The organism is Acaryochloris sp. CCMEE 5410, from assembly GCF_000238775.2.
Classification (GTDB): domain Bacteria; phylum Cyanobacteriota; class Cyanobacteriia; order Thermosynechococcales; family Thermosynechococcaceae; genus Acaryochloris.
Map to the genome: position 1 here is coordinate 695,554 of NZ_AFEJ02000002.1, position 13,434 is coordinate 708,987.

Below are 13,434 nucleotides of genomic sequence, written 5' to 3' on the forward strand. Positions count from 1 at the left end.
ACCTCTAGCTAGCGAGTAGGGGAGGAGACTCGTCATCACTCAGGAATAATGCGGACTTTTCCGGAACGCTGAGGGGGCTGTGTAGAGGACTGAACAGAAGAGGGGGGTGGCTGTTCGGATAATGTTTGGAGTGTAGCCAAGCTAGGGATGGTTTCAGGCATCGTTTGGGACTCCGCCATCCGCACCACAATATCTAGCACTGACTTTTGCACCACCTCCATCAGCTCTTGCCGCAATTCAACATTGTCAAAGCCTTGGGTGCCGACCGCATAGAGGGGGTTCCCTAATTTTTCCAGGGGTTGATCTATGGTGACTCCGAGCAACTGCTCCAGAATTCGGCCACCTTGGTGGGCCAACTTGAGGGCCGATAACCCCCATCGCACCAAACTGTCATCCCAGGGTAAGCCCTGGTGAAACCGAATGCGATCGATTACTCGCCAGGGTTCAAAAATTTCCTGCTCATGCAGCTTCCAGATCTTGCATGGAGGGACATCCACTTTGGCCGACTCAATAATGCCGTTGACAGCCCGACGAGCCGCTTCATTGGCCCCTTCCATCGTCGCCAGATCCGTATAGGTGCGAACATAATCGGACGCCAGAAATAGATTGGGAATATCCGTCACCGCGTCTGGGCGTTTCACCCAAGTATTAATTAAATTGACCAGCAGCGGTTCTTCATTGGTATCACCTTCCCCCTCGACCAGGTAAATCGCCGGATCCAAAAACCAATGGTCTAAATATTCATCCTTGAGGATTTCTTGGCCGTGAATATTGATGCTCTTTTTGAGTTGCGCCCACACTTCATTTTTGACTTCTTCTCGGGTGCATTCCTTGGCAGTTTTGCCATTGAGGCCCTTTTCATCCCACTCGGAAATATCAACGGAGATGATGCCTTTAATCCGACCGTCGGCATATTGATTAAAATCAACTCCTGGCCAAAACTGTCGTTGGGAAATAGACGTGAGCGCCCAGGGAGAATCCACATAAATCGCATGGCCGTGAGATAGGGGCACATCCTCCGTCAGATAAAGTTGAATGCCGTTCATCCAGGACACCCCCCCTTCACTGAGCTGCTGGAGCTTCCCTAATTCTGGATCCGCCGTTTTAAGACTGTCGGTCACCAGCTCTGCCATCCGCTCAATCGGGACTGCAGCGATATAATAGTCCCCTTGAGCCTGAAAGGTCTGGCCCTCTTGCTCAATCGTAGCTCCCTGAATCAGACCATTCACACAGTCAATGGCTAAGACCTTGGCCTCTAGATGATATTGCACCCCTTGTTGAATTAAGTAGGCCAGCCAAGGGTTGATCCAGGCATCGTTGGTGGGCGCATTGAGAACGCGATCGCTACTCGGTCCCGGCTCCACTAAATCAAACAGGAGCTGAACAAAAATATCGCCAATGGTTTTGGTACTCGCCAGATGTGCCTTTGCCGCCACTAGAGAGCGAGTAATGCCATGACCAAAAATTTTCTGATAGGCCGGGGAACGCTGGTCCGCTCCGACAAACTCCCACCAGTCTTCTTTTTCATACTCCGCTAAGCGTCGTTCTTCGCAAGAGGTGACGATTTGCCAGACCTTGGTGCCGAAGAACGCAATTTCTTCAGGAGAGACGCCAAAGTCGGGACCAAAGATGGTGGGAAACTCATTGAGGATTTCCTGGACATCTGCAAAGGTACGGGGAGAACGGGATGGAAATACAATGGGGCGCTGGCCATAGCGGGCCATTTCGACTCGCGTGGTATCGACGAGATTATCGGCAACAGATTTGTCTTTCCCATAAGGGATGCGTGCCATGGTATCGACAATATGCTTGTAGAAGCGAGGGAAAAAACGGAAGCCATGTTCTCCGGGCAGGGGCTTGCGAGGACCATTGGGGCCCATGCCTCCGGTATTGGGCACGGGAATACTGCGGGCCTTTCCTCCAGGAATTTTCTTGGCTTCGTATACGTCTACGGCAAACCCTCGTTCAATCAGCTCATGGGCGGCACTCAGTCCAGCCACGCCTCCACCAAGGATCACAACCTTTTTTTGCATGATGTTTCCTGTCTGCTATGAGGGGGGATGGGGATTAAAATTTGGGTTTAGGGCAAAGAAAAGGCACTCACGGCACCCTCTTCCTTCACTCTCAGGACAAATTTCTCATAGACGCGAAACAGGTATCTCGCTTCGTTACTGACATTTAGAAATTGAACGGTAGGGGAGGTGGCCACGACTAAATCGATGGGATCACCCGCCAAGGAAACGACCACCACCTGCTTGCTATCTAAGGTGCTGGATCGCAATAGCTGGGTACCAAGCATGGGTTCAATCCGGTCTTTGGGTAAGACTAAAGAGCCAGGAATCGGTGTATTGGCTTCTACAAAGGCAACTTGTCCCAGAATGCAGGCAAAGGGACCTAAGTGTCCGTTTTGCTCTAGGGTTGCGATCGCACCAGCAACATCACTGACAAGACCACCTGTAAGAGTTGGTAAACTTCGACTTCCCTCTGCAACTAGTCCATTAACATTATCTCCTCCTGACACACTGCATTGTGGAGGCACTCCTTGTGGAATATTGAGTACAGGTGGAGAAGATGGTTGTGATGGCCGTACGTTATTAAAAACAATGGCATCTTCTGCCCGAGCCAATAAATTCGCAGCTCGACGAAAAGCAGAAACAGCCCCAGAAAGGTGTTCTTCAGCCAACTGTCGTTGCCTTAATTCAACCTGTACCGCTAGAGTCCATAGTTGAAGCGTTGAAACATCATCTACAGTAATGGGCGCTGGCTGATCCGATAATCGTTGAGTGCGCACCACTGTTGCGCTTCCCTCTAGTGGACCACAACAAGATAGGAAGGATCCCGCAACGCTAGCCTTACTGACCTCATCAGCAACAACCTGTTGTATCTGATCCCACTGCTCAGACGTCCAATCAATTTGAGAGTTCATAGAGGCTGAATATCCTAAATATCGAAAGATAAGCTAACTGCTTGCACAACACAGTTATTAGTAGAAAACCCAGTGCAGAAAATTCAGATCAAAAAAACAAAATGGAAATGCCAAAAGTTTACAACAAACTAGAGGGCATACAAATCATAAATCACGAGCAAATCTGACATTTGTACTTCTCCAATTCCAATACATTGGAGGCGATTTAGCCATTTATACTTTGGATGCTCAGTTAAGAATCGAGGGGTTGATCGTAAAGGTGGAGCATGGGGCCATTGTTTGTTGAGAAAATTCTGATAGCCTTCGTCGCCTAAATCAAAAACGCCAGAATAAGTGGTATAAATTAGGGCTTTTTCTGGGGTCTCTAATGTGGCTCGTATTCCCAACACACCAATTCCATCAGAACGAATCGTCATCCAATCCCCTCCATGAGGGCGGATTTTGGCATTAAGCTTCGGACCATAGACCTCTCCCCCCTGCAAAAACCAATTGACTCGCAATCCTTCTGGTGTTTCACCAATGATCTCTGGGGAGTGGCTTAACTGTGCCTTGACTCTCCCCAGAAACATCATATTCACAGGGAAGGAGGACTCAGGTGGAGCACTGTTGGAGGTAGCAGCTTGGCTCTTGAACTCTGTTGAGCCTGAAGATGTTTTGGCGCTTGACTCATCAAGCTGAAACATAGCGGGAAATGAGCTGGCAGTAGCGGCATCTGGTACTTGGCGTCCTGAACATCTCAAAATCACAATATACTCGACCAATTTCCCTTTTAATCCTTGAGGCCAACAGGCACGAAAGTATTGGGTATTTTGAGCAGGATTTGACCGAATCAAAACCGCAGATAACGTTCTGATCAAGCCGCCATCTACCCGATAACGAATGGTTACGCTGTGGTTAGGGTTTGCGGGAGTAACCCCAACAATCAATCTAGGGGAGGGATCTAAGGGACTGGCCGAGGTTGGACCTGGAGCATCTTCTGTCTCAAACCAAATTGTCAAGCCATCATTGGAGAATTGCAAAAGAGCTGACCTCAGGCGTTATCTGCTGATTTCACTCAATAATGATTGTGCATTTTCGAGTTCTGGAGAACACCAACCTTCTGAAAATTTACTACAAATATCTGACAGAAGAGAATGGGCTTCTTGTAATTTTTCTTGTTGCTTTTTGAGCTGGCATAGCCCCATGACGGCTCTTAGTTCAAGCATTAAAGCATTTTGGTGTTGAGCAGTTGCGATCGCATCTTGGTATGAATGTTCCGCCTGTCGAATCATCTCCTGATGCTGTTCCTGAGAAGAATCCAAAGTTTTTCGTAACAATACCTCAGCTTTAAGGCGGTAAAGTTCAGGCTCCATATGATGTTCATTCCTATCTCTGGCATGGATAAGGCCTTGCTCTAAAGCGGCAAGGGCATCATTCAGAGAGTCAGCTTCCATCAACGCTTCGGCGAGCATGACCATGATGTGGGGATAAATAATAGCTGAATCAGTCTTTTGAAAGAGCTGAATCCCTTCCCTCATTTTGGCCAGTCCTTCTTGTACATCACCAAGCATGACAATGGACCACCCATTGAAAATGAGTGCTACAGGATGCCAAAGCAAAAATCCTTCATTCAACGAAAGCTCTATCAATTGAGACGATTTTTCCTGAATCCATTCAATATTTTTTAAATAGTGATGATAATAACACCCTGCAGCCAGTGCATAGGCAATGCTAGGAGTATGTTTGAATTCTTGAGCTAAGCGTAGTGCCTTTTCTGCATGAGTAGGCGCTTGTTCAAGATAACCAAGCATCCACAAACTTCCAGCCATGAACATCCGAATCGCAACGGTTGAAGAGAACTGAAATGTAAGAACAATCGTTTGTTCTATCGCTAAGTCATATCGTTCTAGTGCCTGTTCAGCATAGGATTTAGCTTGCAGAAATTCTCCTCGAAAGTGACAGGTATACCCCACAGCATGGCAAGCAATAATATGCAGCAAGGGTTGATCCGCCTTGGTTGCCAGCTTGAAAACCATTAAGGCGGTTTCTTTCGCTGGATCGAGCTGTCCTCTCAAAAAATAATTAGTCCATAGTCCCCATAAAGCCCCAGAAAGACTTTGGGGATCTCCTAGTTTTTCACTTAGATCTTTCGCTCGGATACAGGAATACTCGACTTCTTTAGCTGCCCACCCTTTAATCGCCATATAAGCGGGAGCAAGACCAAGCTGCATCTGCAATTCCAGCCGATCTCGCTCTATGCCTTCAGAAATACCGTCCAGTAACTCAATGCCTTGACCTAGATGTGCGATCGCTTCCGAATTGGCGGCTTGTCCTAAGTCTCGTTGCCCCGCCTGCAACCAATACTGGATAGCAGCATGCAGAAGCCCCGCTTCAGTAAAGTGATAGGCCAACAGCTCTGGACGAATGGATTCTTGGTCATCTCTGCGTCGCTCAAGGGTGTAGGCAATGCGCTGATGATAACCCTGCCGACGTATTTTCACTAATGATTGATACGCCGCATCCTGAATCAGCGCATGTTTGAATTGATATTTTGCAAAAGGTGGAGACCCTTCTTGGTAAAGGAGTCCTGATTCAACCAGTTGATTCAAACCATTGCGGAGGGTGGCTTGATTCCACTGAGACACCTCTTCTAATAATTCATAGTCAAATTCGCGTCCTAAGGTTGAGCCGAGTTGGGCTACTTCCTTGACGACAGACAGACGATCCAGACGCTCAATCAAAGAGTCATGTAACGTCGTTGGAATTGCCAAAGAGATATTGTCATCGCTGAATCGGTGTAACGCAGGGCTTTCATCAACATCAGCTTCTAAAACCGTTTTCGTCAATTCCTCCACAAATAGGGGGATGCCATCTGTTTTCTGAACAATTTGTTGGACAAGGGCCTGGGGGAGGGATTTCTCCTGAGCCGTTTCCTCAACCATCACCTGAATTTCTTTCTGCCCTAAGCTATTGAGCTTTAAAGCGTGAAGGTGGGGGTAGGTATGCCAAGGCGACGTAAATTCGGGGCGGCAGGTTAATAAAATCAGGAGGCGATGATCGCGAATATGCTCTAAGAAATAAGTAATGGCATCTAGGGTCGAAGCATCCATCCAATGTAGATCTTCAATCACCAGTAGGACAGGCTGTTGCTTCGCTATCGCCAAACAAACTGCCGTCATGGCCTCAATGGTTTTTTGTTTTTGCCGCTCAGGGGTCAGGTTTAAAGGTGGATACTGTTCTTCAAAGGGAACTGCCAACAAACTTGCAAATAATGGGGCATATTCTCCTTGGGATAACGAACATTGGCCGATGAACTGTTCAATTTTTACCAATTTCTCAGCAGATGTATCGTCCTGAGAAAAGTTAAAGGTCGTTTGCTTTAAAAATTCAGTAATGGGATAGAAGGCACTGTTGCGATAGTAGGGTGAGCCTTGAATCTCAGTGAGCCATACGTCTTGGGCTTGAGCAACATTTTTTTTAACCTCCCAAACCAGCCTAGATTTCCCCATCCCTGCTTCCCCTTGCAACAGGACCGCATGGGTATGGCCAGTAATAACTTCCTGCCATCGTTCAGATAGCAGTGCTGTTTCAGCACTGCGGTTAACAAAAGGGGTTAACCCCGACTTTTCAGCAACAGCGAACCTGCTTTTGGCTTTACTCGCCTTGAGAACTTGAAAAATATCAATGGGATCTGAAATCCCTTTTAATTTTTGTTGTTCCAATTTCTGGCATTCAAAAAACCCCTGCACGAGGCGTTGAGTAGCGGCGCTAATGACAACGGTATTGGGCTGAGCCAGGGACTGTAAGCGAGCCGCAATATTGGGAGTTGCACCCACAATAGCCATGGGATCGGGTGCATCTTTCACCCCCATTTCGCCAATCACCACCAGTCCAGTGTGAATGCCAATGCGAACCGATAGACGCTCTCCCCACTTTTTCATGATTTTGGGATTGAGTTTTTGCAGGGACTCTAATATCCGTAGACCGCTGCTAACGGCTCTCCGAGCATCATCTTCATGGGCCCTAGGGTAGCCAAAATAGATCAGAACCCCATCCCCTAAGTACCGAGCGATATATCCTTCAGCATTTGCAATGGCCTCAGCACAGAGTTCTTGATAGGCCAGAAACACATCCCGCAGATCTTCAGGATCAAGTCTTTCTGCTAGCGGTGAAGACTCTACCAAATCACAAAACATCACGGTTAATTGCCGCCGTTCGGTTTCCCGACTCCACCCATCCTCCGATGGCGTGTTTATGTTTGTCTTCAGCTTGTGGGAGTAGTTTTTTTGTAAGGAGATTTGATGTGCTTCTAAAGTCTGAGCAACCAGTATTTCTTGATTGCGATCAACAGCAATTTTGAGGACATCAATAATCTCATATTTTAAGTCTGCTAAATATTGATCATCAATACCAAATTGCCGCTTAATCGCCCTATAAGAAACTTGACCTCGACGATGCAAAATCTCAATTGTTTGTTCTAGTATCTCTTCAAAACTCATTTCAAGTCACGGCTCTCTTATTGAGAGAAAGTATTCAAACTCAAAAAGTTACAATATCTCTCCGAAGTTGAGATTCAGTGTCTAGCCAAAAAGGTTGAGATTTTAACCATCGTTAGGTTGCCCCACGCTCTAGCATAACGCATCTGCAATAGGAAGAGTATAGAAGTCAAGCAGGGAGGACGATGGAGTGAGGTTTAGACAAAGAAGTTCGAAGGGGGTTTTCAATAACTGATACCTTGCTTAAAGGTATTGATATTTTTAATATTAGACAGCCTATTTACTTATGTGAATTAGCTGGTATTCATGCCATATAAATCACATACTGGGCCAGTATATTCTAATATCATCTATCTCTTGCGGACACCCAGATTAGTATAACCATTTGTAACGACTAACCTTTGATATTCATTCTTTCAATCCTTTTTCCCAAATCAAGGATAGATAGGCTTCAAAGTGTAGCCCTAATGCCATAACTATCTCTACCCAAAAACAGAGAAATTAACGAGCTGAAGAAAGGTGGGCGCTGTAGAATGCTGATTTTCCGATTTCGTTTTGAGGCCGCTCAGATTTTATTCAGGTTCTCTGGGAGATTGATAGCAATCCCTTTAAGATGAAGAGAGCCTAAGAACCAGGTAGAGTACTTTGGGGCATAATCGATTAACTACATCCTTCCAGAGACTCATAGGGGAGAACTTAGTCTTTAAGATAGATTTTGACCCTCACCATAGGGGATACCTAAATTACAATCTACCCGTTTAATGATTAAAAGGATACAGATAGAGTAATTATGGCCAGAAATGGGATTGGTATCAATACAGCCCAAGATCGCTCAGAACGGATTGTTGGCCAAATTCACGTTTATGATGGAGCCGGCAAGGGCAAATCACAAGCGGCCTTGGGGGTGGTATTACGTTCAATTGGTTTAGGCATTGCGTCTGCATTTCCGACCCGTGTTCTGCTACTACGGTTTTTAAAGGGGCCTGGCCGCCCCTATGCTGAAGATGCTGCCATTGAAGCCCTACAGCGTGCCTTCCCTCATTTGATCGATCAGGTGCGAACGGGTAGGGCTGAGTTCTTTGGGGCGGACGATATCACTAAGTTTGACCGCCAAGAAGCTCAACGGGGATGGGATATTGCCAAAGGTGCGATCGCATCCGGTCTCTACTCGGTCGTCGTTCTAGATGAGCTGAACCCGGTTCTGGATTTAGGCCTCCTCGACATCAATGACGTAGTTCAGTCCCTCCGCAAAAAACCCGACCATTTAGAAGTGATCTCCACAGGGAGAGGGACACCTCAAGGCCTGCTGAATGTTGCCGATCTCCATTCCGAGATGAAGCCTCACTCCCATGAAGGGACTCGCCAAGGGATTGAAGGAATTGAAATTTATACGGGATCCGGTAAAGGTAAATCCACCAGTGCTTTAGGTAAAGCACTTCAGGCCATTGGTCGCGGCATTAGCCAAGACCAATCCCATCGAGTTCTAATTATGCAGTGGCTCAAAGGGGGTCTCGGCTATACCGAAGATGCTGCAATTTCAGCCATGCAGCAGAGCTATCCCAATCTTGTGGATCATCAACGTTGTGGTCGCGATGCCATTGTGTGGCGGGGCCAGCAGCAAGAAATAGATTATGTAGAAGCAGAGCGGGGGTGGGAGATTGCCCGAGCTGCGATCGCATCCGGTCTTTACAAAACCATCATCCTAGATGAACTCAATCCCACAGTTGATTTGGAACTCCTGCCAGAAGAACCAATCATGCAGGCCTTTTTACGTAAACCTCGCGATACGGAAATCATTATCACAGGGCGTTGCCAGAATCCCCCTGCCTATTTCGAATTGGCGAGTACCCATTCTGAGATGGTCTGTCATAAACACTATGCAGAAAAAGGAGTTGATCTCAAACGCGGTGTAGACTTTTAACGAATCTGTTGCAGTTTGCTCATAGATGCCCAGACCCTACGTTTGACATTTATGATGGGGGCAGATTCTTATTCCTAGACTAAAGAATTGACCGTTGTCATCAGCAAAGAGATCCCTCCCTTTTGTCCATGAGTCTGCCGTTATCCGCAATGAACTTAGAGAAGCATAACCAACGGATGCAGTTGTTAGCGGATGTGACCTACAAGATCAGGCAATCCCTGGATCTCCATGAAATTCTGCAAACCACTGTCACTGAAGTGCGACAACTGCTGGATGCAGATCGGGTGGTTATGTTTCAAATCCATCCCGATGGGGCGGGAACCGTGGTGCAAGAAGCAGTATTACCGGGTTGGTCAAAATCGATTAATCAAAATATTGTAGATACCTGTTTTGGCACGAGCTTTGTTGAGTCTTATCGAAATGGTCGCGTTTCCGTTATTAACAATATAGAAGAAGCCCCCATTACCCCTTGCCATGCTGATCTATTGCGGCAATTTGAAGTTAAAGCTAATCTTGTTATCCCAATCATTAGCCAAGGGCAGCTTTGGGGACTGCTAATTGCCCATCAATGCTCAGCGCCTCGAAACTGGCAAGACTTTGAAGTAGACCTGCTGAAGCAGCTTGCGGATCAAGCGGGCATCGCACTAGCGCAAGCTAAATTGTTGGCCGATCTGAATCAAGCACATCAGCAACTCAGATTTCATGTGGAAAATTCTCCCCTCGCCGTGATTGAGTGGGATCATGCCTGTCGGATTCAGCGCTGGTCAGCCCAGGCAGAACGCATTTTTGGTTGGTCAGCAGCGGAGGTTACGGGTCGAGGTCCGGATCACTGGTTTATTCATACGGACGATCTCCATCTTTTTCGAGAGCATGTTTTAAACCTCACTGGGCATCCCTTCCCGAACTACTCCAATCCAGACATGGAGCGACTGACCCGAAATTATACAAAAACTGGCGAGCTAATCGATTGTGAGTGGTATAGCTCGGCCCTTTTTGATGGAGAGGGCAACTTGGTGTCTATCCTGTCCATGGCCCAAGATGTGAGTGCTCGCCAACAGGCAGAAGCGGCATTACAACAACTCAATCGAGAGTTGGAAATGCGAGTTGAGCAACGAACTGCAGCCTTGCAAGAAAGTGAGCAACGGTTCCGTTCCTTGTTTGAGGCAGCCCCAGATTTTATCTATGTGCTGGATACGCAAGGGGTGATTCAGCATGTCAACCCTGTGGTGATTGAGCGCTCAGGTTACCGTAAATCTGAACTAGAAGGTCACCCCTTTATCAATTTGTTTGCCCCCAAATCTCAGGTTCTTTGCCAACAACAGTTTTCAGATTTACTGGCCCTGGGGAGCCACCGCCAAGAACTGGAGTTCATGGGCAAAAACGGAACCATTCTGACGGTGGACTGCTCCTTTAAGGTGGTTAAAGATCCCCTGGGACAAATGTCTATTTTGGTGGTGCAGCGCGATATTAGCGATCGCAAAGCGTTAGAGCGTATTAAAGACGAATTTATCTCTGTCGTCAGTCATGAATTACGCACTCCTCTGACATCTATCCACGGATCAATCAAACTGCTAGCCACCGGACAATTGGGAGATTTATCAGATGATGGACAGCAAATGCTCGATATTGCAGACCAAAATACCGATCGCCTCGTTCGCTTAGTCAGTGATGTTTTAGATCTACAGCGAATCGAATCAGGGCAAGCCAAAATTTATAAGCAGCTTTGCGATGCAGCAGATCTCATGACCCATGCAACTGATGCAATGCGCAGTATGGCTTACCACCATAATGTCACCTTAAAAAGCACGCCCCTCTTAACCATGGTTTGGGCCAATCCAGATTACATGGTACAAACCTTAACGAATTTACTCAGCAATGCCATTAAATTTTCCCAACCTGGTGGAACAGTTGAGTTAGCGGCTGAACTTCGGATTGAAGAGCGGCGAGCAAAAGGCCGCTCCTCTCCCTCTGAAAGTCATGACACCCCCTTTCCCATCACGATTAAACACACTGAACTGTGGTTTCAAGTGATTGACCAGGGCCAAGGCATTCCGGCTGATAAACTGGAAAGCGTTTTTGAGCGCTTTCAACAAGTCGATGCTTCAGATGCTCGGGAAAAAGGTGGTACCGGGCTAGGCTTAGCCATCTGTCGCAAAATTGTAGAACAACATGGTGGCAAAATCTGGGCCGAAAGTGTTTTGGGCCAAGGCAGCTGTTTTTTTGTGGCCTTACCCATGTCTTGTTGGTTAGTGGAAAAAGCTGAGGTCAGTTAATCGTTGGTTTCCATCCCCCTACCTTGACCTAATCTATGGCAGAAAAACGCATCCTGATTATTGATGATGAGCAAGCGATTCAAGCTGTAGCTAGCCTCAGTTTAAAGATGGAAGCTGACTGGCAAGTCATCACCGCGAATTCAGGGGCTGAAGGAATCGCCATTGCTGGTCTGGAGCAACCTGACGCTATTTTGCTAGATGTGATGATGCCGATGCTGGACGGGATAGAAACCTTCAAACAGCTACAGCAAGGCCCTTTAACCCGTAGCATTCCGGTTATCTTACTCACGGCTAAAGCACAAGCTGCAGAACAACAGCAATTTCAAAGCTTAGGGGTTGCTGGGGTGATTACCAAGCCTTTTAATTCCCTAACCCTAGCGAGTCAAATTGCTCAGGTATTGGGGTGGGTTCTATAGCTTTTACAGATGCAGAACTAAACAGAGCTAACCAGAGGAATGGGACTGATACGCAAGTCTTTCCTGGGCTAAATCCCGAATTAAAGGGAGTCTTTCACTGATATAGGCGTTCAAATCGCGAATATCGACCCGTTTGAGGAATTCTTCTCGACGTAGCTGCCGAGACAACCAGATCACCAAAGCATCATTGTCTAGGGTCAATAAAATATTGGTTTGTGTCTCTTCAACTAATGACCAAAATTTACGGATTGCTTCAGGAGACATGAATCCGGCCTTTAAGATTCTCTTTATATTTATCAGGTTACATGAGAAATTTTGAGGCGAGAGGGATCTGTCGGAAGATGACATAAAAGTTACATAATACTCATGAAACCAATTGACTTTCATGTGCAAGCTTAGCGAAATATAAATGCTGATTGAGTTGATAAATCTCTGTAAGCTTTGTAGAGTCTGGGCTTATCCGAGATTTAGTCGAACCTTGATTATGAAATGATCACAGTCAAACTACACTCATTAAATTTCCTCACTTCAACCACCCAAGATAAAAATTGAGCCCAATCAATCCCCTCGCCTCATCTACGAACAGCTTGTAGCCATTGAAATGCCTCAAAGCCACTGAATTGATTCCCCTCCATACAAAATGGCGTCGATTTTTCTTGGAACAGGACCAAGTCAGGCAGAATTGCAGATTCATTCAACCTAAAGCACAGCTTTGATTGCATCTTGAGCTTCATTTCGTAATTTTTTGGAGATGCGGAACAATTCTCGTCCTGTAGTGAGGTAACTATCGTCGTAGCAGTAGGTAAACCGTTCCAGATCTTCGATACCGTCCTCAATATGGTTGAGACAGTAGTATAAATGGGCAGCAACACTGGCAATATTGCCGGGATTCGGGAAAGATTGGAAGATCGTTTGAGCCTTTTCTAGGCGAGTCCGGCAATCGGCTAAGTAATCCTGAAAATCTGCCATTAAATCATCGTCATAGGGATCGGCAGATAAACATTGGATTTCATCGGCTAGGGGGTTAAGAATATTAGCCAGGTGTCGATTGACAGGTGTGTACACCTGCTTTAGCCATTGTTGGAGATGAATCTCTGTTTTGCGAGCGGTTTGGGTTGGTTTTCGGTAGGCTTGACTGCGGGCAGCTCCAGCCTGTGCATTTCCCCATGAACCAGTGGTGGGAGCAGTACGGCGATGTTGGTCATAGGCCAACCGTCGATGGGGATCTTTTAAAATTTCGTAAGCTTCATTCACCTGAGCAATGCGCTCATGATTCGCCATCTGATGATGGCTATCAGGGTGAAATAACTTAGCCAGACGCCGATAGGCAGATTTGATCTCAGCTGGTGTTGCAGCTGGATCGACTTCTAGGGTTTGGTAGTGATTATGACCGGACATGAGGTCATTGTACTGAAGCTCAAAG

9 protein-coding genes are annotated in these 13,434 nt (G+C 46.7%); 3 read left to right on the forward strand and 6 right to left on the reverse strand.

Annotated features, from left to right (window positions below):
* Positions 1 to 35: 35 nt before the first annotated feature.
* The 4 genes from ON05_RS24050 to ON05_RS24065 all read right to left on the reverse strand — a co-directional run bounded on the left by ON05_RS24050 (position 36) and on the right by ON05_RS24065 (position 7,404).
* Positions 36 to 2,033 carry an FAD-dependent oxidoreductase gene (locus ON05_RS24050; RefSeq protein WP_010479215.1) on the reverse strand — a complete coding sequence of 666 codons (1,998 nt, stop codon included), beginning with the start codon at positions 2,031 to 2,033 and terminating at the stop codon, positions 36 to 38.
* Positions 2,034 to 2,080: 47 nt separating this feature from the next.
* Entirely contained in the window at positions 2,081 to 2,926 is an 846-nt protein-coding gene (locus ON05_RS24055; protein WP_010479217.1) for an encapsulin, read from the reverse strand.
* Between the two features lie 128 nt (positions 2,927 to 3,054).
* Positions 3,055 to 3,945 carry a DUF3237 domain-containing protein gene (locus ON05_RS24060; RefSeq protein WP_010479219.1) on the reverse strand — a complete coding sequence of 297 codons (891 nt, stop codon included), beginning with the start codon at positions 3,943 to 3,945 and terminating at the stop codon, positions 3,055 to 3,057.
* A gap of 18 nt (positions 3,946 to 3,963) precedes the next feature.
* Positions 3,964 to 7,404, reverse strand: a complete 3,441-nt coding sequence (locus tag ON05_RS24065) for an adenylate/guanylate cyclase domain-containing protein (RefSeq protein ID WP_010479220.1) — start codon at positions 7,402 to 7,404, stop codon at positions 3,964 to 3,966.
* Positions 7,405 to 8,191: 787 nt separating this feature from the next.
* On the opposite strand from ON05_RS24065, the gene ON05_RS24070 reads away from it, so the two are divergent.
* From ON05_RS24070 to ON05_RS24080, 3 genes are all read left to right on the forward strand, one after another.
* A complete protein-coding gene (locus ON05_RS24070; protein ID WP_010479221.1) occupies positions 8,192 to 9,322 on the forward strand; it encodes a cob(I)yrinic acid a,c-diamide adenosyltransferase in 1,131 nt (376 codons plus the stop codon).
* A gap of 149 nt (positions 9,323 to 9,471) precedes the next feature.
* Positions 9,472 to 11,595, forward strand: coding sequence for a PAS domain S-box protein (locus ON05_RS24075; protein ID WP_236619124.1), 2,124 nt, complete (start codon positions 9,472 to 9,474; stop codon positions 11,593 to 11,595).
* A gap of 35 nt (positions 11,596 to 11,630) precedes the next feature.
* Entirely contained in the window at positions 11,631 to 12,011 is a 381-nt protein-coding gene (locus ON05_RS24080; RefSeq protein ID WP_010479225.1) for a response regulator, read from the forward strand.
* A 27-nt stretch (positions 12,012 to 12,038) separates the two neighbouring features.
* Here the strand turns inward: ON05_RS24080 and ON05_RS24085 are convergent, their stop codons facing one another.
* Both ON05_RS24085 and ON05_RS24090 read right to left on the reverse strand, forming a co-directional pair.
* On the reverse strand, positions 12,039 to 12,275 hold the full coding sequence (locus ON05_RS24085) for a hypothetical protein (RefSeq protein ID WP_010479227.1): 237 nt from the start codon (positions 12,273 to 12,275) through the stop codon (positions 12,039 to 12,041).
* A 435-nt stretch (positions 12,276 to 12,710) separates the two neighbouring features.
* Positions 12,711 to 13,409, reverse strand: a complete 699-nt coding sequence (locus ON05_RS24090; protein WP_010479229.1) for a J domain-containing protein — start codon at positions 13,407 to 13,409, stop codon at positions 12,711 to 12,713.
* Positions 13,410 to 13,434 lie beyond the last annotated feature (25 nt).